Genomic DNA, 23,447 nt, shown 5'->3' on the forward strand with positions numbered 1-23,447 from the left:
TAACCCTATCCACTCATTAATTCGTTTTTCCTATCACCCCAGGTTATCGATGGATGTGCATAAGTGATTATCCGTCACCCCCGGGCGCTGGCTAAAGTCGCTCAACAACGACAAAAAGCCTGCAGCGCAAGGAAACTGAATTCATGAAAATCACAGCAATCCGTACCCGCGTCTTCGAGTGGAAAGGCAAAGTTGTCCCACCTCAAGCGCACTTCTGCACCAACGCCAGCGACATCCTGTTCGAGCGTGGCGACGCCATGGGCTCGTTCCGTTTCCACGGCTGGCTAGTGGTGGAGGTCGAGACCGACACGGGTCTCGTCGGCATCGGCAACTGCGCCCTGGCGCCGCGTGTGGCCAAGGAAATCATCGACACCTACCTGGCGCCGATCGCGATGGGCGAAGACCCGTTCGACAACGAATACATCTGGCAGAAGATGTACCGCCAGAGCCACGCCTGGGGCCGCAAAGGCATCGGCATGGCGGCGATCTCGGCGATCGACATCGCCATCTGGGACATCATGGGCAAAGCGGTCAACAAGCCGGTGTTCAAACTGCTCGGCGGGCGCACCAAGGAAAAGATCTGGACTTACGCCTCCAAGCTCTACGCCAACGACAACCTCGACCTGTTCCTCGAGGAAGCCCAGGGCTATCTGAACCAGGGCTTCACCGCGCTGAAAATGCGTTTCGGCTACGGTCCGAAAGATGGCCCGGCGGGCATGCGCAAGAACATCGAACAAGTGCGCGCCCTGCGTAACCTGGCCGGCCCGGACATCGACATCATGCTCGAATGCTACATGGGCTGGACCCTGGAATACGCGCGTCGCATGTTGCCCAAGCTGGCCGAGTTCGAACCGCGCTGGCTGGAAGAACCGGTTATCGCCGACGACATCGAGGGTTACATCGAGCTGAAAAAAATGGGGATCATGCCGATCTCCGGCGGTGAGCATGAGTTCACCTCCTACGGCTTCAAGGATCTGCTGGAACGCCGCGCCGTCGACGTGATCCAGTACGACACCAACCGCGTCGGCGGTATCACTGCGGCGCGCAAGATCAACGCCTTGGCCGAAGCCTGGTCGGTGCCGGTGATTCCTCACGCCGGGCAAATGCACAACTACCACCTGACCATGTCCACCACCGCGTCGCCGATGGCCGAGTTCTTCCCGGTGTTCGACGTCGAGGTCGGCAACGAACTCTTCTACTACGTGTTCAAGGGCGAGCCGCAACCGGTCAACGGCTACATCCAGCTCGACGACGACAAGCCGGGTCTGGGCCTGGAAATCTCCGATGAGTACCTGAGCGACTTCAACATCATCGAGTGACCCAAATCCTTGACTTTCTGGAGGGCCGACATGCGCCTGATTCAATTTGAAAACTCTGCCGGTGAGCGCCAGGTCGGCCTCGTCGAGGGTTCACAGGTCCAGGTGCTGAAAGGCACTCGCAGCACCCGTGAACTGGCACTCGCGGCCATTCGTGGCCAACGCAGCCTGCAAGAAGAAGTCGCCCAGCGCGGCACCGATCCAGGTCCGGATTACCCGCAATTGTTGGCGCAGGGCCAGGTCCTGCCGCCGCTGGACCATGAAGACCCGGCCCATTGCCTGCTCAGTGGCACCGGCCTGACCCATTTGGGCAGTGCCTCGGCGCGGGACAAAATGCACCAGCATGAAGGTGCAGTCGAAGCCGGCATGACCGACACCATGCGCATTTTCAAATGGGGCCTGGAGGGTGGAAAACCAGCGGCCGGCCAGGTCGGCGCGCAGCCGGAATGGTTCTACAAAGGTGACGGCAGCATCGTCGTGCGCCCCGGCGCGGACTTCCCGGTGCCGCCGTTCGCCGAAGACGCCGGTGAAGAACCGGAGCTGACAGGCCTCTATGTGATTGGCGACGACGGCCAGCCGTATCGCGTCGGTTACGCCTTGGGCAACGAGTTTTCCGACCATGTCATGGAACGCCGCAACTACCTGTACCTCGCGCACTCGAAACTGCGTTTCTGCGCCTATGGTCCGGAGTTGCGCGTCGGTGAGTTGCCCAGGCATCTGGCCGGCACCAGTCGTATCACCCGCAACGGCGAAACGCTCTGGGAAAAGGAGTTCCTCAGCGGTGAGGACAACATGTGCCACAGCCTCGCGAACCTTGAATTTCACCACTTCAAGTACGCGCAGTTCCTGCGGCCCGGCGATGTTCACGTGCATTACTTCGGCACCGCCACGCTGTCATTTGCCGACGGGGTGAAAACCCAACCGGGCGATCGCTTCCAGATCAGCCTCGATGAGTTCGGCGCAGCGCTGGAAAACGGTATCGGCGAAAGCGCCCAACCGTTGGCCATCGGCCAGGTGCGTACGCTTTAAGCCTTCAATTGCCGGCGCCTTCGGCCGGTCAAGGAACCCTCATGACCACGTTACTCGGACACAACTACATCGGCGGTCGCCGTAGTGCCAACGGCACGTTGCAGCTGCAAAGCCTCGACGCGACCAGCGGTGAGCCGCTGCCGGGCACCTTCTTCCAGGCGATCGAAGCCGAAGTGGATGCCGCCGCCAACGCTGCCGCCGCCGCATATCCGATCTACCGCAACCTGAGCGCGGAAAAACGTGCACTGTTCCTTGACGCCATCGCCGACGAAATCGATGCGCTGGGCGATGATTTCGTCGCCACCGTGTGCCGCGAAACGGCGTTGCCGGCCGGGCGGATCCAGGGCGAACGCGCACGCACCAGCGGCCAGATGCGCTTGTTCGCCAAGGTGCTGCGGCGTGGTGATTTCTACGGTGCGCGGATTGATCGGGCACTGCCGGATCGCCAGCCGTTGCCGCGCCCGGATTTGCGTCAGTACCGCATCGCCTTGGGGCCGGTTGCCGTGTTCGGCGCCAGTAACTTTCCGCTGGCGTTTTCCACCGCAGGCGGCGACACCGCCTCGGCGCTGGCCGCCGGTTGCCCCGTGGTGTTCAAGGCGCATAGCGGGCACATGGCGACGGCCGAATGGGTGGCGGACGCAATCATCCGCGCCGCCGAGCGCACGGAAATGCCGGCCGGCGTGTTCAATATGATTTATGGCGGTGGCGTCGGTGAATGGCTGGTCAAGCATCCGGCGATCCAGGCCGTGGGCTTCACCGGTTCGCTCAAGGGCGGCAATGCCCTGAGCCACATGGCCGCCACCCGACCACAGCCGATCCCGGTGTTTGCCGAGATGTCGAGCATCAACCCGGTGTTTCTATTGCCTGACGCCCTCAAGGTTCGGGGCGAGCAGATCGCGGCGCAACTGGCCGGTTCGGTGACTCTGGGTTGCGGGCAGTTTTGCACCAATCCCGGCCTGGTCATCGGTTTGCGTTCGCCGCAGTTCAGCACCTTCGTCGAAACGTTTTGCGCCAGCATGAACCAGCAACCGGCGCAAACCATGCTCAACGCGGGGGCACTGGACAGCTATAGCCGAGGTCTCGGTGAGCTGCACGAACATCCGGGGTTGACGCACCTGGCGGGTAAACCGCAGCAGGGCAATCAGGCCCAGCCGCAGGTGTTCCAGGCGGATGTCAGTCTGTTGCTCAAGGGCGATGAACTGCTTCAGGAAGAAGTGTTCGGACCGACCACCATCGTTATTGAAGTCGAGGATCGGGCACAGTTGACGGCGGCGCTGCAGGGTTTGCGTGGGCAACTGACAGCGACGCTGATCGGCGAACTCGAGGAGTTGCTGGAGTACCGCTGGCTGGCAGAGTTACTGCAGGAAAAGGTTGGGAGGATCCTGCTCAATGGGTATCCGACCGGGGTCGAAGTCTGCGAGGCGATGGTGCATGGCGGGCCGTATCCGGCGACTTCCGATGCTCGCGGGACGTCGGTCGGTACCCTGGCGATTGACCGCTTCCTGCGGCCGGTGTGCTTCCAGAATTATCCGGATGCCTTGTTGCCCGAGGCATTGCAGAACGCTAATCCGCTGGGGATTCGGCGGTTGGTGGATGGGGAGATGAGTCAGTCAGCTTAGTAGTGCCTGAACGATCGCTTTCGCGGGCAAGCCTCGCTCCTACGGATTTGAGTCGTGCCCGCTGCTTGCGAGCGACATAAAACTGTAGGAGCGAGGCTTGCCCGCGAAGACGTCATAAGCGACAACCTAAAACTATCGGGTCACCTCAGCGACCTTCACCACCGTCGGCTTCAACACCAACCACAACGCCGCCGCAATCAACACCCCACCATAAATGTGCGCCATCGACAGCGGCTCATCCAGCAACAACGCCCCCCACAACACCCCGAACGGCGGGATCAGGAAGGTCGTGGTCATCGATTTCACCGGCCCGACCGAGCTGAGCAAACGGAAGTAAATAATGTACGCAAGCGCGGTACACATCAGCCCCAACCCCAGCAACGACAGCCAGACACTCCAGCCGCCCCAGCTCGCCGGTGGCTGGCTGATCACGCTGTAACCGAACAGCGGCAACAGAAACAACGTCGCCCCGAGCATGCTGCCCAGCGCCGAAAGACGGCTGTCGAGGCCACCGGCCTGATCGAGCCAGCGCCGGGCGAGGAAACCGGCGAAGCCGTAACAGGTGGTAGCGAGCAGGCAGGCGAGGGCGCCCATCAGCAATTGCAGGTCGAAGGCCACCGGACCGGCACGGGTCAAGACGCCGACGCCAAGCAAACCAAGAAACACCCCGCCCAGCTTGGCGGCAGTGAGCCGTTCACTGAAAAACAGACCGCCAATCAACACGCCCATCAACGGCGTGGTGGCGTTGAAAATCGCCGAGTAACCGGCCGGCAGCACCTGTGCCGCCACGGAATATAGGGTCGCCGGAATCCCGGAGTTGATCACCCCGAGCAGCATCACGGTTTTCAGTTTGCCTTTGAAATCCCAGCTGATGCGCATCAGCCCGAGGATCACCAGCAAGCCTGCGGCGGCAATCGACACACGGAAAAACGCCGTCGGAACGGTGCCAAGCACCGGCGCAATGATGCGCATGAACAAGAAGCTCGCGCCCCAGATAGCCGCCAGCGACAGTAAACGAACGGTATCAACAGGGTTCACGGTGCACTCCTTCCTTGATGGGGGCGAGAGTGTTGCCGAGCGCCTGATCGATGGCAACCGAAAAACGAGCAATTAATTCGTGGCGAAAATTCCGCTTCTCCTGCACCCGCTTCACTGGCTAAGCTCAGGCCTTCCGAATTCCCGTAGAGGTCTCACCATGCCGCAGCAATGGCCAGCCGCCGACATCGCCCGAATGATCCTCGATGGCTTTGACGATTACCGCGAGCATTTCCGCCAGATCACCGACGGTGCCCGCGCCCGTTTCGAGCAAGCCCAGTGGCAGGAGACGCAATCGGCGTCGGCGGCGCGGATCAATCTGTATGAAGAAAAAGTCAGCGAAACGGTGGAACGGCTGCGCATCGCGTTTGACACGGACACGCTGGACGTCAGCTGCTGGCCGCTGGTCAAAAGCGCCTACATCACCCTTATTGACCTGCGCTTCGACGATGAATTGTCCGAGACCTGGTACAACTCGATCTTCTGCGGGCTGTTCAGCCATGACCTGATCAGCGACGGCTGCATGTTCATCCACACCACCCGGCCCAGCCTGCGCCGGGCGCGCGCCGCGCAAACCCGCACTTACAAGCCGCAAGGCCAGCTGTCCGGCATGCTCGCGAGCATCTTCGCCGACTACCGCTTCAGCGAGGACTACGCCGACCTGCCCGGCGATCTGCGTCGTCTCGAAGCACAACTGCGCGAGAACCTGCCGGATTGGGTGTGCAAGGACCCCGAGTTAAGCGTCGAACTGTTTTCCTCAGTGCTTTATCGCAACAAGGGCGCGTACCTGGTGGGGCGCATCTACACCGCCGACGAGCAATGGCCGCTGGCGATTCCGCTGCTGCACCGCGAGGGCCACGGCATCCAGATCGACGCGCTGATCACCGATGAAGCGGACGTGTCGATCATCTTCTCGTTCACCCGCTCGTATTTCATGGTCGACGTGCCGGTGCCAGCGGAGTTCATCGGGTTCCTCAAACGCATCTTGCCGGGCAAGCACGTCGCCGAGTTGTACACCTCGATCGGCTTCTACAAACACGGCAAGTCGGAGTTCTACCGGGCGTTGATCAATCACCTGGCCAGCACCGACGACCAGTTCATCATGGCGCCGGGCGTTCGCGGGATGGTCATGAGCGTGTTCACGCTGCCGGGTTTCAACACCGTGTTCAAGATCATCAAGGACCGCTTCTCGCCGTCGAAAAATGTCGACCGCGCAACGGTCATCGAGAAGTACCGACTGGTGAAAAGCGTCGACCGGGTCGGGCGCATGGCCGATACCCAGGAGTTCGCCGATTTCCGCTTCCCGCTGAGCAAGTTCGATCCGGCGTGCCTGGAAGAACTGCTGGAGGTGGCAGCGTCCACGGTGTCGGTCGAGGGTGACACCGTGCTGATCCGCCACTGCTGGACCGAGCGGCGGATGACGCCGTTGAACCTGTACCTGGAAAACGCCAACGAAGCGCAGGTGCGCGAAGCGCTGGAGGATTACGGTCTGGCGATCAAGCAACTGGCGGCGGCGAATATCTTTCCTGGCGACATGCTGCTGAAGAATTTCGGCGTCACCCGTCATGGCCGCGTGGTGTTTTATGACTACGACGAGATTTGTTTCCTGACAGAGGCCAACTTCAGGCATATCCCGCAACCGCGTACGCCGGAAGACGAGATGGCGTCCGAGCCGTGGTATTCGATCGGACCGCTGGATGTGTTCCCCGAAGAGTTTCCGCCGTTCCTGTTTGCCGACTCGGGGCAGCGCAAGTTGTTCGATCAACTGCATGGCGAGTTGTACAACGCCGACTACTGGAAAAGCCTCCAGGCAGCCATCCGCGACGGCAAAGTGATTGACGTGTTCCCCTACCGCCGCAAAGGCCTGGACAACGAATAGCCGGATTCGCACGATCTATGTAGCAGCTGTCGAGCCCCAGCGAGGCTGCGTTCGGCTGCGAAGCAGTCGTCAATCCAATTAGCTCGGTTTACCTGAAACACCGCGTTGGCTGATTTTACGACTGCTTCGCAGCCGAACGCAGCCTCGCTGGGGCTCGACAGCTGCTACAGCCGAACGCAGCCTTCGCCAGAGGCTACAAGGGATCTCGTTTGTCCTTTAAATCTGCGACAATTGGCCCCCTGCGCCACTAGACGACTGAATTGCGTACCCGATGACCGACGAATCGCCCTCCATCGACAAACTGCTGAAAAATCTCGATCACGCCATGCTCGCCGACCGCCACCGGCTGCGGCGGCAGTTGCTTGAGCTGCGCAAGAAACCTGACGAGGCCAAGTTGGCCCAGTGGGTGACGCGCCTGCAGGCGTCCTGTGATCAGGTGTTGGCGCGGCGCGCCAGCCTGCCGGTGATTCGCTACGACGACAGTTTGCCGATTGCCGCCAAGCGCGATGAAATCAAAGCGGCGCTGCTCAAGCATCAGGTACTGATCATTGCCGGCGAAACCGGTTCGGGTAAAACCACTCAGTTGCCGAAAATCTGCCTGGAAATCGGTCGCGGCCAACATGGCCTGATCGGCCATACGCAGCCGCGTCGAATCGCCGCTCGCAGCGTGGCCAGCCGGGTGGCCGAGGAATTGGCGACGCCATTGGGTGCACTGGTCGGCTATCAGGTGCGGTTCGAGGACCAGAGCGATTCCAACACCCTGATCAAGCTGATGACCGACGGCATCCTGCTGGCGGAAACCCAGAACGACCGCTACCTCGAGCGCTACGACACGATCATCGTCGACGAAGCCCACGAACGCAGCCTGAACATCGACTTCCTGCTCGGCTACCTGAAAACCCTGCTGCCCCGTCGCCCGGACCTGAAAGTCATCATCACCTCGGCGACCATCGACCTTGAACGTTTCTCCAAGCACTTCGATGACGCGCCCATCGTCGAAGTCTCCGGCCGTACTTTCCCGGTGGAAACCTGGTATCGCCCACTGACCCTGGAGCAGGACGAAGAGGGCAATCGCGTCGAAGACGACTTGACCGTGGATCAGGCGATCCTCGCGACCCTCGACGAAATCGCCGCGTTCGAACGCAGCGAGCGCAAGAGCCCCGGCGATGTGCTGGTGTTCCTGCCCGGCGAACGAGAGATTCGCGACGCCGCCGACATGCTGCGCAAGGCCCAGCTCAAGCACACTGAAATCCTGCCGTTGTACGCGCGGTTGTCGCCGGCCGAGCAGCAGCGGATTTTCCAGTCGCACCCGGGCCGTCGCGTCGTCCTGGCGACCAACGTCGCCGAGACCTCGCTGACCGTGCCGGGCATTCGTTACGTGATCGACAGCGGTACCGCGCGTATCAGCCGCTACAGCTATCGCGCCAAGGTTCAGCGCCTGCCCATCGAAGCCATTTCCCAGGCCAGCGCCAACCAGCGTAAAGGCCGCTGCGGACGGGTCGAGCCGGGTATTTGCATTCGTCTTTATAGCGAAGAGGATTTCATCGGCCGGCCGGAATTTACCGACCCGGAAATCCTGCGGACCAACCTCGCGGCGGTGATTTTGCAGATGCTGCATCTGCGCCTCGGCGAGATCACCGATTTCCCGTTTATCGAGCCACCCGATGGCAAGGCCATCAGCGACGGTTTCAACCTGCTGCAAGAGCTTTCGGCCGTGGACCGCAACAGCCAGCTGACGCCACTCGGTCGGAATCTGGCGCGCTTGCCGGTGGACCCGCGCATGGGCCGCATGCTGCTGGAAGCGGCGAAACTCGGCAGCTTGCAGGAAGTGCTGATCGTTGCCAGTGCCATGTCGATCCAGGACCCGCGCGAGCGTCCGCCGGAGCGTCAGCAGGCGGCAGATCAGGCGCACGCGCAATGGAAGGACGTGGATTCGGACTTCGCCGGGCTGGTCAATCTGTGGCGTGGTTTTGAAGAGCAGCGCCAGGCGCTGACCGCGAGTCCGTTGCGTAACTGGTGTCGCAAGAATTTCCTGAATTACCTGCGTCTGCGCGAATGGCGCGATTCGCACCGTCAGTTGAGTCTGATCTGCCGCGACATGCAGCTGAGCATCAACAAAGAGCCGGCGGATTACCCGAAACTGCACAAAGCCGTGCTGTCGGGCCTGCTCAGCCAGATCGGCCAGAAAACCGATGAGGGCGATTACCTCGGTGCCCGTCAGCGGCGTTTCTGGATTCACCCGTCATCGGGTCTGGGCAAGAAGCGTCCGCAATGGCTGATGACCGCCGAACTGGTGGAAACCACCAAGCTCTACGCGCGCATGGTGGCCAAGATCGACTCCGACTGGATCGAGCCGCTGGCCGGGCACCTGATCAAGAAAAACCACTTCGAACCGCATTGGGAGAAGAAGCGCGGTCAAGTCGTGGCGTTCGAGCAGATCACCCTGTTCGGGCTGATTGTGGTCGGTCGCCGGCCGGTGCATTACGGGCCGATCGACCCGGTGGTGTCTCGCGAGTTTTTCATTCGCGAAGGCCTGGTGCGCGGCGAGATACAGTCCAGGGCCAAGTGCCTGACGGCCAATGCGCAACTGTTGGAACAACTCGACGAACTGGAAGCCAAGGCCCGTCGGCGCGACATCCTCGCCGACGAAGAAACCTTGTTCGCCTTCTACGACGCGCGACTGCCGGCAGAGATCCACCAGACGGCGACTTTTGACAGCTGGTATCGGGTCAACAGCCAGAAAGATCCACAGTTGTTGATCATGCGCGAAGAAGACGTGCTGGCCCGTGAGGCGAGCGAAGTCACCGCCCTGCATTACCCGGACACCTTGCACATTGGCGATCTGGAACTGGCCCTGAGTTATCACTTCGAGCCGAATCATCCCCGCGATGGCGTGACCCTGCGCGTGCCGGCGCCGCTGTTGCCGATGCTGCCGCCGGAGCGTCTGGAATGGCTGGTGCCGGGCGTGATCGAGGCCAAGTGCATCGCGCTGGTGCGCAACCTGCCCAAGGCGCTGCGCAAGAATTTCGTGCCGGTGCCGGACTTCGTCAAAGCCGCGTTGCAGCGCATGACGTTCGCCGAGGGTTCATTGCCTCAGGCACTGGGCCGGGAACTGCTGCGCATGACCGGTGCGCGGGTCAGCGATGAAGCCTGGGCCGAAGCGGCGCAGCAGGTCGAAAACCATTTGCGGATGAACCTGGAAATCGTCGATGGCCAAGGCAAATTCCTGGGTGAAGGGCGAGATCTGGCGGAGCTGACTGCGCGTTTTGCCGAAGCGAGCCAGGCTGCATTGGCGGTGCCGCAAACTGCAAAAAGCCAGCAGCCGGTCGAGGCGAAAGCCTTTGCGGCGGTGGCGGAAAAGACTCAACAGAAGATCGCCGGACTGTCGATGACGGTCTATCCGGCGCTGGTGGAAGAAGCCGGCACGGTCAAGGAAGGGCGATTCTCCACGCCGGCCGAAGCCGAGTTCCAGCATCGCCGGGCCTTGCAACGCTTGTTGATGCAGCAACTGGCGGAGCCGGCGAAGTTTCTGCGCGGCAAGTTGCCGGGCCTGACCGAGTTGGGGCTGATGTACCGCGACATGGGCCGCATCGACAGCCTGGTGGAAGACATTTTGTTGGCCAGCCTCGACAGCTGCATCCTCGACGGCGAGGACCCGTTGCCACGTGATGGCGCGGGACTGGCGGCGTTGGCCGAGCGCAAACGCGGTGGCTGGACCGAGCATGCCGAGCGTCTGGCCAGACTGACACTGGAGATTCTCAAGCTCTGGCACGGCCTGCAAAAACGCTTCAAGGGCAAGATCGACCTGGCGCAAGCCGTGGCCCTGAACGACATCAAGCAGCAGCTGAGTCATCTGGTGTACCCGGGATTTGTCCGTGAAACACCGATGCAGTGGCTCAAGGAACTGCCGCGCTACCTCAAGGCTATCGAACAGCGTTTTGAAAAGCTCGGCGCGCAGGTGCAGAAGGACCGGGTGTGGAGCGGCGAATTGTCTGGTCTCTGGGCTCAATTCCAGACCCGCGCCAGCAAACATGCCCAGGAAGGCAAGCGCGATCCACAGCTGGAGCTGTATCGCTGGTGGCTGGAGGAATACCGGGTTTCACTGTTCGCCCAGCAATTGGGGACCAAGGTGCCGATCTCCGACAAGCGCCTGAACAAGCAATGGACGCAAGTCGAGCCATAACCCCGATTCCCGGCGAATCCTGAGATCGCCGGCGATCCCCGCTAACGGCGCGATCCCCGCGATCCCTGCAATCGCCGGCGATCCCTGCTAACGCCGCGATCCCCGCGATCCCCGCGATCCCTGTAGGAGCTGCCGAAGGCTGCGATCTTTTGATCTTTCGGTGTCGTGCCGAATGAAGATCAAAAGATCGCAGCCTTCGGCAGCTCCTACAGGGATTCCCGGGAAAATGTGTGAATCGGTAATGTCGCTTGGTCTCGCAAAAAGGCGCCAAAACCCAACGTTTATGGCAAACTTCGCGCCTATAAACGCCGGCCCCGCGGTTTTGAGCCTTCACTGGCATCAGCGGTTCGGAATAAAGCGATGCCAGGTTTGCTTCCCCTGACGGGAGCAGACCCTTTGTGTGTTGGTACGTCGGTGCCAATGCTTTCTGCCTGAACAGATTAGAGAAACGACCATGCATAACGTCGTCATCAGCGGCACCGGCCTGTATACCCCGGCCAACAGCATCTCCAATGAAGAGCTGGTGCAGTCTTTCAATGCTTTCGTCGCGCAGTTCAACGCCGACAACGCCGACGCCATCACCCGTGGTGACGTCGAAGCCTTGACCGAGTCCAGCGCAGCGTTTATCGAAAAGGCCTCTGGCATCAAAAGCCGCTTTGTCATGGACAAGGAAGGCATCCTCGACCCGCAACGCATGGCGCCGCGTCTGCCGGAGCGTTCCAACGACGAATGGTCGGTGCTCTGCCAGATGGCCATCGGCGCGGCCGAGCAAGCCCTGGAGCGTGCGGGCAAAACCGCGGCAGACATTGACGGCGTGATCGTCGCCTGCTCCAACCTGCAACGCGCCTACCCGGCCATCGCCATCGAAGTCCAGGAAGCGCTGGGCATCCAGGGTTTCGGTTTCGACATGAATGTGGCTTGTTCCTCGGCGACGTTCGGCATTCAGGCCGCCGCCAACAGCGTGCAACTGGGCCAGGCCCGGGCGATCCTGATGGTCAATCCGGAAGTCTGCACCGGTCACCTGAACTTCCGCGACCGCGACAGCCACTTCATCTTCGGCGATGCCGCCACTGCGGTGATCATCGAACGTGCCGACCTGGCGACGTCCGGGCATCAGTTCGACGTGGTCAGCACCAAACTGCTGACCAAGTTCTCCAACAACATCCGCAACAACTTCGGCTTCCTCAACCGTGCGGCGGAAGAGGGCATTGGTGCCAAGGACAAGCTGTTCGTGCAGGAAGGCCGCAAGGTGTTCCGCGATGTGTGCCCGATGGTTGCCGAGCTGATTGCTACGCACCTGGAAGAGAACAAGCTGAATATCGGGGACGTGAAGCGCTTCTGGCTGCATCAGGCCAACCTCAGCATGAACCACCTGATCGTGAAGAAGCTGCTGGGCCGTGAAGCCACCGAAGAAGAAGCCCCGGTGATTCTCGACACCTACGCCAACACCAGCTCTGCGGGTTCGGTGATTGCGTTTCACAAAAACCAGGACGACCTGGCGGCAGGTTCGTTGGCGGTGCTGAGTTCGTTCGGCGCGGGTTATTCGATTGGTAGCGTGATTCTGCGTAAGCGCTGATTTCGCCTAAAAGATCGCAGCCTGCGGCAGCTCCTACAGGATTTAGGTAATCCCCCTGTAGGAGCTGCCGCAGGCTGCGATCTTTTTTTTACCCACAAAAAAACTCGCGTTGCGGTATCGGACGGATGATGGGGACCGATACAACAACGCGAGTTTGTGAAAACAACTCAGGCGTCCTTGCCCAAGTCGTGTGACGCAGAATCAGAACTTGGCTTCGGCGTCCAGTTGCAGGGTGTTGATGTCGTCGCTTTGATGATTGAGGGCGTTGGTGGCGGTGTTGGCGACGAAGTCGGCGTTCGCCATGAAGTACGTCGCACCCAGGGTGAAGTTCTTGTCGATTTCGTAGCTCACTTTCAGCTTGCTGCCACGCGAACCGGTGAAACCGCTGGCGAAGTCGGAGTCGGTGAAGGCGCCGACCACCGCGTTTTGCTGTACGTCGCGGTAGTTGTAGTCCACGCCGAAGCCGAACACCTTGGTCTTGACGCCGGCCAGCCAGCCAGTGTCCTGACCGTTGCTGGCTTCGGTGTTCTTGACGTATTGACCGTACAGCGAGAGCGGCATTGGCAGACCGCCGACGTCAAGCTGACCAAAACCTTCGTACAGTCTGAAATTTTCGCCCGGGGTGTTGCCGTTGGTGGCAAGTGGGGTGTTTGCTGCGATGTTGGAGGGTAGGGCGTCGGTGGCGTCTTCGGCGTTGTCGTAGGTGTAAACACTGCCGCCCAGAGTCATTTTCAGGTTGTCAGTGATCGCGAAGCGTGAGCCCAACTGGCCAGCATACAGACGCAAGTCGTGATTGAACTGGTAGCCCTCGCCATCGACGTTGTCCTTGAGGGTGTAGTAACCGGCGCTGCCGAACAGCTCGGTGCTGCCGCCCAGCGGGTATTTGTAGGTCACTGCCAGACCTTCCGGGTTGATGTCGCTATCCCAGATGATGTCGCCCATGCTCACCCATGGCTGAGCCATCTTGCCGCCGATGATGTGCAGGTTCTTGATGGCGTCGGGGTGGTAGTCCACGTAGCCCTGGTCCAGCCAGATTTGCTTCTTGGTGAAGCTGCCGTCGAAACTCTGGTTGGTGGAGCGAGCATCATTGCTGCTGCCGGTAGCGATACGAATACCGGTGTCAACTTGTGGGTTGATTTCGCTGTAGGCACCCAGACGGGCACGAATGCGCTGACGGTCCTGGTCGCCGGAAGCAGTGTTAGCGTTGTTAGAAAAGGCATCGTTGTGGACCGTTTCTTCACGGAAACGTACATCACCCTTGAATTGGGTCTTGGCGGCCCACGCCAGTTTCTGGTCGAAGGCGCTCAGTGTGTCGGTTTTCTTTGCGGTGGCCGCGATCTGCTCGTTGGTCTCTTGCTGAGCCTGACGGGCAATTTGCTGATCTTTCTGATCCCTGGCCAACTCGGCTTGCAGTTCGCCGTATTGCGCGTTGGTAATCGAGCCGTTTGCCTTGAGCATGTCGAGCAGTTTGGCGTCGACTGCGGCACTGGCCGGAACACTCATGGCCAGCAGCAGACCGCCACACAGGGCCGCCGCAGTTTTCGTGGAAGCAAGACGCATATCAATCTCCGAAGATGAAAGAGGATGACTGAGCCATCCAGGGCAAAAACCGACCGTTGTCGGACGGAAAACAGTGATCGGGTAGAACCCGACGCTCTAAAAACTGGCGCCAGTATCGCGATGGTTTATGACAAAGCAGTGGCAAAGTGATGGCGTCTAGATGACGATACAAAGCACGCGTGAACTTTCTATTCCGGGCTTTGTCGGCGAATCACGGGTGTGGATTGCGCCCCGATAAGCGATACTCGCGGGGCTTTCACGCAAAGAAGTGGAGAGGAAGTTGATGCCGTTGCAACGTCTGGAAAGTCTGTCCGACATCGCGCCACAGGCGTGGGACGCTCTCGTGCCCGAGAGTCAGCCGTTTCTGCGCCATGCCTTTCTGGGTGCATTGGAAGACAGCGGCAGCCTCGGCCCTCATTCCGGCTGGCAGCCCGAGCATTTGCTGCATATAGAAGGTGATCGGCTGATCGCCGCGTTGCCCAGTTACCGCAAATGGCATTCCTACGGCGAGTACGTGTTTGATCATGCCTGGGCGGATGCCTGCGAGCGCGCGGGCATCGACTATTACCCCAAACTGTTGACCGCCGTACCGTTCAGTCCGGTCAGCGGGCCGCGATTGCTGGCGGCCCGTGTCGAGGACGGTTTCGAGTTGCTGAAGAGCCTGCCGGGCTATCTTGAAATCGAAGCGCTCTCCAGCGCTCACATCAATTTCACCGACCCGTTCACTGACGCGGCGTTGGCCGAACAGCCCGGCTGGTTGCAGCGAATCGGCTGTCAGTATCACTGGCAGAATCGCGGTTACCGGGACTTTCAGGACTTCCTCGACGTCCTTAGTTCGCGCAAGCGCAAGCAGATGCGCAAGGAGCGCGAGCAAGTGGCGGGGCAGGGCATTGATTTCGAGTGGCTCGAAGGTCGGCAACTGACCCAGGCACAGTGGGATTTTGTCTATGCCTGTTACGCCAATACCTACGCGGTGCGTCGGCAAGCGCCGTACCTGACGCGGGAATTTTTCAGCCTGTTGGCCGAACGCATGCCGGAATCGATTCGCGTGGTATTGGCCAAACAGGGTTTACGTCCGGTGGCGATGGCGTTCAGCCTGGTGGGGGGCGACAGTTTTTATGGTCGTTACTGGGGATGTCTGGCGGAGTTCGACCGTCTGCATTTCGAGACCTGTTTCTACCAGGGCATGGACTACGCGATTGCCAACGGTTTCCAGCGTTTCGATGCCGGCGCGCAAGGCGAGCACAAGTTGATTCGAGGGTTTGAACCGGTCATTACGCATTCCTGGCATTACTTGCGCCATCCTGGCCTGAAAGCCGCGGTCAAAGATTTCCTGCAGCAAGAGCGTCTTGGGGTGTTGGCGTATGCCGAGGAGGCGAGGACGGCCTTGCCTTATCGGCAAGAGTGATCCCTGGCGAAACATGCATCGGTGAAGATCAAGGCAACGGCAAGATCAAAAGATCGCAGCCTGCGGCAGCTCCTACAGGTGTCCGTGATCATTCCACGCTCCGCGTAGGAATGCCGCCGGGGACGCTCCGCGTCCCGCTATCGACGTGACACCAGAATCCTGCGCACTGGTGACGCGGAGCGTCACGGGATGCATTCCCACGCGGAGCGTAGGAAAGATCACGGACACCTGTAGGAGCTGCCGCAGGCTGCGATCTTTTGATCCTGGGGCCGTCAATCAATCCCTACAAACCCCCCAGTCTGGTGCTGCCACAACCGCGCATACAACCCACCATGAGCCAACAGCTGAGCATGGGTGCCGGTTTCAGCAATCTTGCCGTTTTCCAGCACCACCAACCGGTCCATCCGGGCTATGGTCGAAAGCCGGTGGGCAATGGCGATCACGGTTTTACCCTGCATCAGCGTTTCCAGGCTTTCCTGAATTGCCGCCTCAACCTCCGAATCCAGCGCCGACGTGGCCTCGTCCATGATCAGGATCGGCGCGTCCTTGAGCAGCACCCGGGCAATCGCGATCCGCTGGCGCTGACCGCCAGAGAGTTTTACCCCGCGCTCACCGACATGCGCGTCAAAACCGGTGCGCCCTTCGGCGTCCGACAGCAGCGGGATGAACTCGTCGGCGCGGGCCTTGTGCACCGCGTCCCAGAGTTCGGCGTCGGTGGCGTCCGGTTTGCCGTACAGCAAATTGTCGCGGATCGACCGGTGCAGCAGCGACGTGTCCTGGGTGATCATGCCAATGCGCTCACGCAGGCTTTCCTGGCCAACGTCGGCGATGTTCTGGCCGTCGATGAGGATCCGCCCGCCCTCCACGTCATACAGGCGCAGCAGCAGGTTGACCAGGGTCGATTTGCCCGCACCGGAAGGACCGATCAGGCCGATTTTCTCGCCGGGTTTGATGTTCAGGTTCAGGTCGCCAATGATTCCGCTCTTCTTGCCGTAGTGGAAATCAACGTGCTCGAAACGCACTTCGCCCCGGGCGACGGCCAAGGGTTTGGCCTGATCGCGGTCAGTGACGCTGACCGGTTGCGAAATGGTCTGCAAGCCGTCCTGGACCATGCCGATGTTTTCGAAGATGCCGGTGACCACCCACATGATCCAGCCGGACATATTGACGATGCGGATCACCAGACCGGTGGCCAGCGCAATGGCACCCACCGAGATCAGCGACTGCGTCCACAACCATAGCGCCAGGCCGGTGGTGGTGACGATCAACAAGCCGTTGATGCTGGTGATCACCACATCCATGCTGGTGACGACCCGGCCAGCCAGTTGGGCTTTTACGGTCTGTTCTTCGATGGCTTCCTTGGCGTATTGCTGTTCGAAATTGGTGTGGGCGAACAGCTTCAGCGTGGTGATGTTGGTGTAGCCGTCGACAATCCGCCCCATCAATTTGGAACGAGCATCCGAGGACACCACCGAGCGCTCCTTGACCCGTGGCACGAAGTAGTAAAGCGCGCCGATGTAGGCGGCAATCCAGCTCAGCAGCGGGATCATCAGGCGCCAGTCGGCTTCGGCGAACAGCACCAGCGAACTGATCGCGTAGATCAACACGTGCCACAGCGCGTCCACCGCTTGCACGGCCGAATCGCGCAACGAGTTGCCGGTCTGCATGATGCGTTGGGCGATGCGTCCGGCGAAGTCATTCTGGAAGAAATTCAGGCTCTGCTTGAGCACATAACTGTGGTTCTGCCAGCGGATCATGCTGGTCATGCTGGGGCTCAGGGTTTGGTGCACCAGCAGGTCATGCAGGCCAACGAACACCGGGCGCAGAACCAGCGCAACCACGGCCATCCAGGCCAGCTCGATGCCATGTTCCTTGAAGAAGTTGACGTTGGGGGTGCCCTGGGCCAGGTCGATGATGCGGCTCAGGTAGCTGAACAGCGCCACTTCGATCAGCGCGCCAAACAGACCGACGATCAGCAGGGCGGCGAAACTCGGCCAGACCTGCTTCAAGTAATAGGTATAGAAAGGGAGAACCCGATCCGGCGGAGCCGCCGTCGGTGCATCACGGAAAATGTCGATCAGTGTTTCAAAACGGCGATAAAGCATCAGTTCTCCGCCCGCGCACGGGCTCTCCTTTGAACAGTGTGAGCGGCGCACTCCGGCTGCCGCTCAAGACTTCCTGTGTAGCTTAGTCGATGACTTTGGCCGACTTGATGAACACAGGGTCGGCGGGCACGTCTTTCATGCCGCTGCGGGTCGTGGTTGGCGAGTTGACGATGATGTCCACCACGTCCATGCCCTTCACGACTTTACCAAAGACGGCGTAACCGTCGCCGCTGTCGAGGAAGTCGTTGTCCTTGACGTTGACGAAGAACTGGCTGGTGGCCGAATCAGGATCGGAGGTGCGGGCCATGGACAGCGTGCCACGCACGTTATGCAGGCCATTCTTGGACTCGTTCTTGATCGCTGCCTTGGTTTCTTTCTGGCTCATTTGCTGAGTGAAACCACCGCCCTGGATCATGAAGCCCGGGATCACACGGTGGAAAACAGTGTTGTTGTAGAAGCCGCTGTTGACGTAATCAAGGAAGTTCTTGGTACTGATCGGCGCCTTGACCGGGTCCAGTTCGATTTCGATCTGGCCGTTGGTGGTGTCCAGCAGCACGTGTGGCGCCTTGGCGGGCGTTGCGGCCATCAGGTTGGCGGCAAACAGCACGGAGCCAGCGACGAGGGCGATTTTTTTCAGCATGGGTCAGGGATCCTGAGTGGGGTGGTGTCGACTGCGGTGAGAAACTCGAGCAGGGTTTGATTGAAGCGTTCGGGTTGATCCAGCGGGGTGGCGTGGCGCGAATCGGCGATCACCACCAGCCGCGCATCGGGCAGCAGTTTTACGTAAGTCTCTTTCAGCGAGACCGGTGTGTAGTCACGGTCGGCGCTGACGATGAGGGTTGGACAGGCGACTTTTGAAAGTCGTTCCTGAACGCCCCAACCGACGATCGCATCGAAGCTGGCGAGATAAGCATGTTTGTCATTTTTTGCCCAGCGCGCGGCCATTTTTTGTCGCAAATCTTGCTGCTCCGGATTGGGGAACAGCTTTCCTCCGAGCGCCTTGCCGATGGTGCCGAGGCTGAGGACGCGCATCAGGCTCCAGCGTTTGAACCACTGCCAGTAGTCGTCGCGGCTGCGCAGTTTGACCTCGGGTGCGCTGTTGACGATGCACAGGCTTTTGAGCAATTGCGGCTGATCAACCGCCAGCTGAAAGCCGATCATGCCACCCATGGACAAGCCCACGTAATGCGTTGGACCGAGGTTCAGGTGTTCGATCAGCGCGATCAGGTCGGCGGTGAATCCGGCGATGCTGTAACGCTCACGGGGTTTGTCGGAACGGCCGTGGCCGCGCACATCGGGGACGATCACGCGGTAACGTGCCGCCAGTGCCGGGATCTGCATTTCCCAGTCCAGGGTGCTGGAGCCCAAACCGTGGACCAGCAGCAACGGCGCGCCCTGGCCGTACTCCTCATAGTGCAGGTTGCATCCTTCGTGTTCGAAATAGGCCATGCGTTCACTCCGTGTCAGGCTTGTTCAGGGGCAGCGAAAGGTGCATCCAGCGGCGCCGTGTCGAACGTGCGCAGCAGTTCGATGAGAATTTGCGTCGCCGGCCCCAGCGGTTTGTCCTTGTTCGAATACAGATAAAAGCTCGGGTTGCGACTGCCGCCCTGATCCAACGGTAGCAGCTTGAGCGTGCCTTCCTTGAGTTCGCGTTCGATCATGTGCCGAGGCAACCAGGCGAAACCCAGGCCGCTGCTGACAAATGTCGCGGCGGTGGCGAGGCTGCCGACGGTCCAGCGCTGTTCGGCGCCGAGCCAGCCGACGTCCCGTGGCTGCTGGCGGCCGGAGTCGCGGATCACCACTTGCATCTGGCTTTCCAGGTCCTGGAAACTCAGTTCACGATTCAGCCGGTGCAGGGAATGTTCCGGATGGGCAACCGCCACGAATTCGACGTCGCTGAGCTCTGCGCCCAGGTAACCGGGAATGCTGAAACCGGTGATGGCCAGGTCCGCCACGCCTTCGAGCAGCACTTCTTCCACGCCCGACAATACCTCCTCGCGCAGACGCACCCGGCAGCCACGGCTTTGTGGCATGAACGCGGTCAACGCGCGGACGAGGCGAGCGCTTGGGTACGCGGCATCGACCACCAGCCGCACTTCCGCTTCCCAGCCTTGTTCCATGTGGTGGGCCAGGTCTTCCAGTTGGCTGGCCTGTTTCACCAGTTGCCGGGAGCGGCGCAGCAACACGCCACCGGCTTCGGTCAGCACCGCCTTGCGGCCGTCGATGCGCAACAGCGGCACACCCAACTGGTCCTGCATGCGCGCCACGGTGTAGCTCACCGACGATTGCGAACGGTGCAGCGCCTCGGCGGCCTGGGCGAAACCACCGTGGTCGACCACGGCCTGAAGCGTTCGCCATTGATCAAGGGTCACGCGGGGCGCTTTCATGAATAGCTCCTCTTGTCCTAAGCTGGCAGCCCTTATTGGAGACTGCTGAATGAAAAAGCTTTGTTGTGTGGTATCGGGTTGTGTACTGCTGGCGCTATTGCCGCTGACGGCGTCTGCGTATCCGGTCGACGTGCAAAAGCAGCTGAACGGCTTGAGCATCGACTACAACGCGTACGACACGGATAACGACATCGCCTCGATTCAGGTCAACAACTTCGGCAGCACCGATGCGATCTGTAAAGTGGTGTTCAACAATGGTCCGGAAGCGCCGCGCACCCGCAAGATCGAAGTGCTTGCCGGCAAACACACGAACGCTACCGCCAAATTCACCCGTACCATCATCAAGATGCGCATCGACCTGACCTGCACCCCGAAATGACTTGTAGGAGCGAGCTTGCTCGCGATGGAGTGTCAGTCGACACAATGTTGCCTGACACTCCACCGCGAGCAAGCTCGCTCTTATAAAGGGATGCTGCGCTTATAAACGAATTTGTTGATGGGTTATAGCAGTTATTTGCGCTTTTTCATCGATATGACTCTGTTTAACCTTCACTCCATCGACTTACAGCATTCTCAGATGGAGCCTACATCCCATGTCACGCGTTCTGATCATCGAAAGCAGCGCCCGTCAGCAAGACTCGGTTTCGCGTCAACTGACCCAGACCTTCATCAACCAGTGGAAAGCCACCCACCCCGATGACCAGATCACCGTACGTGACCTCGCCGTCAACCCGGTGCCGCATCTGGACATCAACCTGCTGGGCGGCTGGATGAAACCCGCCGAACAACGCAACGACATCGAACAGGCCTCCCTGGAACGCTCCAATCAGTTGACCGACGAACTGCTGGCCGCCGATGTGCTGGTCATGGCTGCGCCGATGTACAACTTCGCGATCCCGAGCACCCTTAAAGCCTGGCTCGACCACGTGCTGCGCGCCGGTGTGACCTTCAAGTACACCGACACCGGTCCTCAAGGTTTGCTCAGCGGCAAGCGCGCCTACGTGCTGACGGCTCGCGGCGGGATCTATGCCGGCAGCCCCGCCGATCACCAGGAACCCTACCTGCGTCAGGTCATGGGCTTCATCGGGATTCACGACGTGACGTTTATTCACGCAGAAGGCATGAACCTGGGCGGCGACTTCCAGGAGAAAGGCCTGAACCAGGCCAACGCCAAGCTTTCTCAGGTCGCTTGAGGCTTTAATCGCCAGATAATCCCTTGATGTTCAAGTGACCTGGCGCAACCCTTCAAGCCTGTACGCGCATCGACCTCCCTTTGCACTTGTTGCTCCTGAGTGCAGTAGCCCGATTGAACGCTTTAGCGAGATCGGGCTTTTTTTTGCCTGCGATTTTGTGAACGGCACGAACTGTAGGAGCGAGCTTGCTCGCGATGGAGTGTCAGGCAGCATTGTGCCAACTGACACTCCATCGCGAGCAAGCTTCGCTCCTACAGGGACCTGCGTGTTGTCGCGATAATGGACAAAACCCGCTATCGTCGCCGCCATCCAAAACGAGGCGAGCATGGGCTATCTACTTTTTGTCACGCTGATTCAGGCGTTTTCCTTCAGTTTGATCGGCGAATACCTGGCAGGTCATGTCGACAGCTACTTCGCCGTGCTGGTGCGGGTGGTGCTGGCGGGCCTGGTGTTTATTCCGCTGACCCGCTGGCGTCAGGTCGAACCGGCCTTCATGCGCGGCATGCTGCTGATCGGTGCCCTGCAGTTCGGCGTGACCTACGTCTGCCTGTACCTGAGCTTCCGGGTGCTGACGGTGCCGGAAGTGTTGCTGTTCACCATCCTCACGCCGCTGCATGTGACGCTGATCGAAGACGCGCTGAACCGCCGCTTCAATCCGTGGGCATTGGTCGCGGCACTGGTGGCGATCACAGGTGCGGCGGTGATTCGCTATGACCGGATCAACCCGGATTTCTTCATGGGCTTCCTGCTGCTGCAACTGGCCAACTTCACCTATGCCGCCGGGCAGGTACTTTATAAGCACCTGGTCGCGCGCCATCCGAGCGACCTGCCGCATTACCGGCGTTTTGGCTACTTCTACTTGGGCGCATTGGCGGTGGCATTGCCCGCGTTTTTGCTGTTCGGCAAACAGAATTTCCTGCCCGAAGCACCGCTTCAGTGGGGTGTGCTGGTGTTCCTCGGCCTGGTCTCGACCGCATTGGGGTTGTACTGGTGGAACAAGGGCGCCTGTCTGGTGAACGGCGGGACGCTGGCGGTGATGAACAACCTGCACGTGCCGGTGGGGTTGCTGATCAATCTGCTGATCTGGAATCAGCATGAAGAGCTCGGGCGGTTGTTTCTCGGTGGGTCGGTGATCTTGATGGCGGTCTGGATCAGCCGGTTGGGTGTACGAAAGCCTTTGGCGCTGACCTGACCCCTGGGGAGTCAGCCATGTACGCCGTGAGGCCTATAGACTGGCGGGGCGTAGGGGGTGTGCTAGTGTCTTTGGATCCATTCCTCTCCTTTGAGCCCTTGCCATGGACGAGACGATCGTTAACGTGACCACCGCGAAGTTCAGCGCGTTGATTGCCGCGGTACAAGTATATGGGGCCGCTTTCGCGGTGAAGATGCTCACCGCAATCGCCTTCTGGATCGTCGGGCGCTGGCTGATAGGATTTGCTGTCGGAATGGTGCAGCGGGCTCTGGGCAGGCAGAAAGTCGACCCGACCGTCCTGCGCTATGTCGGCTCCGCCATTACCGTGACGCTGAATATCATTTTGGTGATCGGCATTCTCGGCTACCTGGGCATGCAGACCACAACGTTCGCCGCGCTGCTGGCTGCGGTCGGTCTTGCGATCGGTCTGGCCTGGTCGGGGTTGCTGGCCAATCTGGCGGCAGGCGCTTTTATTATCGTCTTGCGCCCGTTCAAGGTCGGCGACTTTATCTGCGCGGGCGGGGTCACGGGTACGGTCACGGAAATCGGCCTGTTCGCGACCGCGATCAATACGCCGGATAACGTGCTGACGCTGGTCGGTAACAACAAGATTTTCAGCGACAACATCCAGAACTTCACCCACAACCCGTTCCGCCGCGTCGAACTCAAAGCCCAGCTGTCTGGCGCGGCCGACTGGAAAGCGGCGGCAGCCTTGCTCAAGCAACACATTGCCGCGATCCCCAATGTGCTCGCCGAGCCTGCGGTGGAGATTGAGATTTTAGAGTTCAACCTGGTCGGTCCGGTGTTGGCGGTGCGTCCTTACTGCCACAACGAGCACTATTGGCAGGTTTACTTTGATACCAACCGCACCATCAAGGATACCCTCGGCGAGGCCGGTTTCCCGGCGCCGATGCCGACGCAGACGGTGATCGTCCAGCAGCAAGCCGGTTGAGCCCTGGGCGCCG

At 60.2% G+C, this 23,447-nt stretch carries 17 protein-coding genes; 11 read left to right on the forward strand and 6 right to left on the reverse strand.

The genetic code is table 11. The annotated features are described in order from the left end of the window. Window positions 1–143 precede the first annotated feature (143 nt). The 3 genes from ACA052_RS07050 to ACA052_RS07060 are packed head-to-tail and all read left to right on the forward strand — an operon-like array spanning window position 144 to window position 3,964. Window positions 144–1,319, forward strand: coding sequence for an L-rhamnonate dehydratase (locus ACA052_RS07050; RefSeq protein ID WP_497649007.1), 1,176 nt, complete (start codon window positions 144–146; stop codon window positions 1,317–1,319). Window positions 1,320–1,349: 30 nt separating this feature from the next. Beyond that, window positions 1,350–2,345, forward strand: a complete 996-nt coding sequence (araD1, locus tag ACA052_RS07055; RefSeq protein ID WP_497649008.1) for an AraD1 family protein — start codon at window positions 1,350–1,352, stop codon at window positions 2,343–2,345. Between the two features lie 41 nt (window positions 2,346–2,386). Beyond that, window positions 2,387–3,964 (forward strand): aldehyde dehydrogenase (NADP(+)), encoded by a 1,578-nt coding sequence (locus ACA052_RS07060; protein ID WP_497649009.1) that lies wholly within the window; start codon window positions 2,387–2,389, stop codon window positions 3,962–3,964. Between the two features lie 132 nt (window positions 3,965–4,096). Here the strand turns inward: ACA052_RS07060 and ACA052_RS07065 are convergent, their stop codons facing one another. Continuing rightward, entirely contained in the window at window positions 4,097–5,002 is a 906-nt protein-coding gene (locus tag ACA052_RS07065; protein ID WP_497649010.1) for a DMT family transporter, read from the reverse strand. A 157-nt stretch (window positions 5,003–5,159) separates the two neighbouring features. Here ACA052_RS07065 and aceK point away from each other — a divergent pair, with 157 nt between their 5' ends. The 3 genes from aceK (at window position 5,160) to ACA052_RS07080 (ending at window position 12,637) form a co-directional block, all read left to right on the forward strand. Then, complete coding sequence (gene aceK / locus ACA052_RS07070; RefSeq protein ID WP_497649011.1) at window positions 5,160–6,878, forward strand: bifunctional isocitrate dehydrogenase kinase/phosphatase; 1,719 nt, start codon at window positions 5,160–5,162, stop codon at window positions 6,876–6,878. A 271-nt stretch (window positions 6,879–7,149) separates the two neighbouring features. Next, window positions 7,150–11,061 carry an ATP-dependent RNA helicase HrpA gene (gene hrpA, locus ACA052_RS07075; RefSeq protein WP_497649012.1) on the forward strand — a complete coding sequence of 1,304 codons (3,912 nt, stop codon included), beginning with the start codon at window positions 7,150–7,152 and terminating at the stop codon, window positions 11,059–11,061. Window positions 11,062–11,515: 454 nt separating this feature from the next. Further along, window positions 11,516–12,637, forward strand: a complete 1,122-nt coding sequence (locus tag ACA052_RS07080) for a beta-ketoacyl-ACP synthase III (RefSeq protein WP_497649013.1) — start codon at window positions 11,516–11,518, stop codon at window positions 12,635–12,637. Between the two features lie 201 nt (window positions 12,638–12,838). Here ACA052_RS07080 and ACA052_RS07085 read toward each other — a convergent pair whose 3' ends face one another. Beyond that, the gene (locus ACA052_RS07085) at window positions 12,839–14,197 is read right to left on the reverse strand and encodes a putative porin (RefSeq protein WP_497649014.1); all 1,359 of its coding nucleotides are present in this window, start codon (window positions 14,195–14,197) and stop codon (window positions 12,839–12,841) included. Window positions 14,198–14,480: 283 nt separating this feature from the next. On the opposite strand from ACA052_RS07085, the gene ACA052_RS07090 reads away from it, so the two are divergent. Further along, complete coding sequence (locus ACA052_RS07090; protein ID WP_497649015.1) at window positions 14,481–15,605, forward strand: GNAT family N-acetyltransferase; 1,125 nt, start codon at window positions 14,481–14,483, stop codon at window positions 15,603–15,605. Between the two features lie 272 nt (window positions 15,606–15,877). Here the strand turns inward: ACA052_RS07090 and ACA052_RS07095 are convergent, their stop codons facing one another. The 4 genes from ACA052_RS07095 to ACA052_RS07110 all read right to left on the reverse strand — a co-directional run bounded on the left by ACA052_RS07095 (window position 15,878) and on the right by ACA052_RS07110 (window position 20,097). Beyond that, window positions 15,878–17,710 (reverse strand): ABC transporter ATP-binding protein, encoded by a 1,833-nt coding sequence (locus ACA052_RS07095; RefSeq protein WP_497649016.1) that lies wholly within the window; start codon window positions 17,708–17,710, stop codon window positions 15,878–15,880. Window positions 17,711–17,792: 82 nt separating this feature from the next. After that, on the reverse strand, window positions 17,793–18,350 hold the full coding sequence (locus tag ACA052_RS07100; protein ID WP_497649017.1) for a peptidylprolyl isomerase: 558 nt from the start codon (window positions 18,348–18,350) through the stop codon (window positions 17,793–17,795). Next, complete coding sequence (locus tag ACA052_RS07105) at window positions 18,344–19,159, reverse strand: alpha/beta fold hydrolase (RefSeq protein WP_497649018.1); 816 nt, start codon at window positions 19,157–19,159, stop codon at window positions 18,344–18,346. Before ACA052_RS07105 ends, ACA052_RS07100 begins: the two co-directional genes overlap by 7 nt. A 14-nt stretch (window positions 19,160–19,173) precedes the next feature. Next, on the reverse strand, window positions 19,174–20,097 hold the full coding sequence (locus ACA052_RS07110; protein WP_497649019.1) for a PA3225 family LysR-type transcriptional regulator: 924 nt from the start codon (window positions 20,095–20,097) through the stop codon (window positions 19,174–19,176). A 49-nt stretch (window positions 20,098–20,146) separates the two neighbouring features. On the opposite strand from ACA052_RS07110, the gene ACA052_RS07115 reads away from it, so the two are divergent. The 4 genes from ACA052_RS07115 to ACA052_RS07130 all read left to right on the forward strand — a co-directional run bounded on the left by ACA052_RS07115 (window position 20,147) and on the right by ACA052_RS07130 (window position 23,434). Beyond that, window positions 20,147–20,476 carry a 3-phosphoglycerate kinase gene (locus tag ACA052_RS07115; RefSeq protein ID WP_497649020.1) on the forward strand — a complete coding sequence of 110 codons (330 nt, stop codon included), beginning with the start codon at window positions 20,147–20,149 and terminating at the stop codon, window positions 20,474–20,476. A gap of 214 nt (window positions 20,477–20,690) precedes the next feature. Then, window positions 20,691–21,290, forward strand: coding sequence for an FMN-dependent NADH-azoreductase (locus ACA052_RS07120; protein WP_497649021.1), 600 nt, complete (start codon window positions 20,691–20,693; stop codon window positions 21,288–21,290). Between the two features lie 325 nt (window positions 21,291–21,615). Then, a complete protein-coding gene (locus tag ACA052_RS07125) occupies window positions 21,616–22,482 on the forward strand; it encodes a carboxylate/amino acid/amine transporter (protein WP_497649022.1) in 867 nt (288 codons plus the stop codon). A 103-nt stretch (window positions 22,483–22,585) separates the two neighbouring features. After that, a complete protein-coding gene (locus ACA052_RS07130) occupies window positions 22,586–23,434 on the forward strand; it encodes a mechanosensitive ion channel family protein (RefSeq protein ID WP_497649023.1) in 849 nt (282 codons plus the stop codon). Window positions 23,435–23,447 lie beyond the last annotated feature (13 nt).

The sequence above is a fragment of the Pseudomonas sp. LBUM1644 genome (assembly GCF_059716195.1).

What these genes read in the sequence shown, in the direction of transcription:
- ACA052_RS07050 (WP_497649007.1), top strand. Translation starts at nt 144, where the DNA reads ATGAAAATCACAGCAATCCGTACCCGCGTCTTCGAGTGGAAAGGCAAA.
- araD1 (WP_497649008.1), top strand. Translation starts at nt 1,350, where the DNA reads ATGCGCCTGATTCAATTTGAAAACTCTGCCGGTGAGCGCCAGGTCGGC.
- ACA052_RS07060 (WP_497649009.1), top strand. Translation starts at nt 2,387, where the DNA reads ATGACCACGTTACTCGGACACAACTACATCGGCGGTCGCCGTAGTGCC.
- aceK (WP_497649011.1), top strand. Translation starts at nt 5,160, where the DNA reads ATGCCGCAGCAATGGCCAGCCGCCGACATCGCCCGAATGATCCTCGAT.
- hrpA (WP_497649012.1), top strand. Translation starts at nt 7,150, where the DNA reads ATGACCGACGAATCGCCCTCCATCGACAAACTGCTGAAAAATCTCGAT.
- ACA052_RS07080 (WP_497649013.1), top strand. Translation starts at nt 11,516, where the DNA reads ATGCATAACGTCGTCATCAGCGGCACCGGCCTGTATACCCCGGCCAAC.
- ACA052_RS07085 (WP_497649014.1), bottom strand. Translation starts at nt 14,197, where the DNA reads ATGCGTCTTGCTTCCACGAAAACTGCGGCGGCCCTGTGTGGCGGTCTG.
- ACA052_RS07090 (WP_497649015.1), top strand. Translation starts at nt 14,481, where the DNA reads ATGCCGTTGCAACGTCTGGAAAGTCTGTCCGACATCGCGCCACAGGCG.
- ACA052_RS07095 (WP_497649016.1), bottom strand. Translation starts at nt 17,710, where the DNA reads ATGCTTTATCGCCGTTTTGAAACACTGATCGACATTTTCCGTGATGCA.
- ACA052_RS07100 (WP_497649017.1), bottom strand. Translation starts at nt 18,350, where the DNA reads ATGCTGAAAAAAATCGCCCTCGTCGCTGGCTCCGTGCTGTTTGCCGCC.
- ACA052_RS07105 (WP_497649018.1), bottom strand. Translation starts at nt 19,159, where the DNA reads ATGGCCTATTTCGAACACGAAGGATGCAACCTGCACTATGAGGAGTAC.
- ACA052_RS07110 (WP_497649019.1), bottom strand. Translation starts at nt 20,097, where the DNA reads ATGAAAGCGCCCCGCGTGACCCTTGATCAATGGCGAACGCTTCAGGCC.
- ACA052_RS07115 (WP_497649020.1), top strand. Translation starts at nt 20,147, where the DNA reads ATGAAAAAGCTTTGTTGTGTGGTATCGGGTTGTGTACTGCTGGCGCTA.
- ACA052_RS07120 (WP_497649021.1), top strand. Translation starts at nt 20,691, where the DNA reads ATGTCACGCGTTCTGATCATCGAAAGCAGCGCCCGTCAGCAAGACTCG.
- ACA052_RS07125 (WP_497649022.1), top strand. Translation starts at nt 21,616, where the DNA reads ATGGGCTATCTACTTTTTGTCACGCTGATTCAGGCGTTTTCCTTCAGT.
- ACA052_RS07130 (WP_497649023.1), top strand. Translation starts at nt 22,586, where the DNA reads ATGGACGAGACGATCGTTAACGTGACCACCGCGAAGTTCAGCGCGTTG.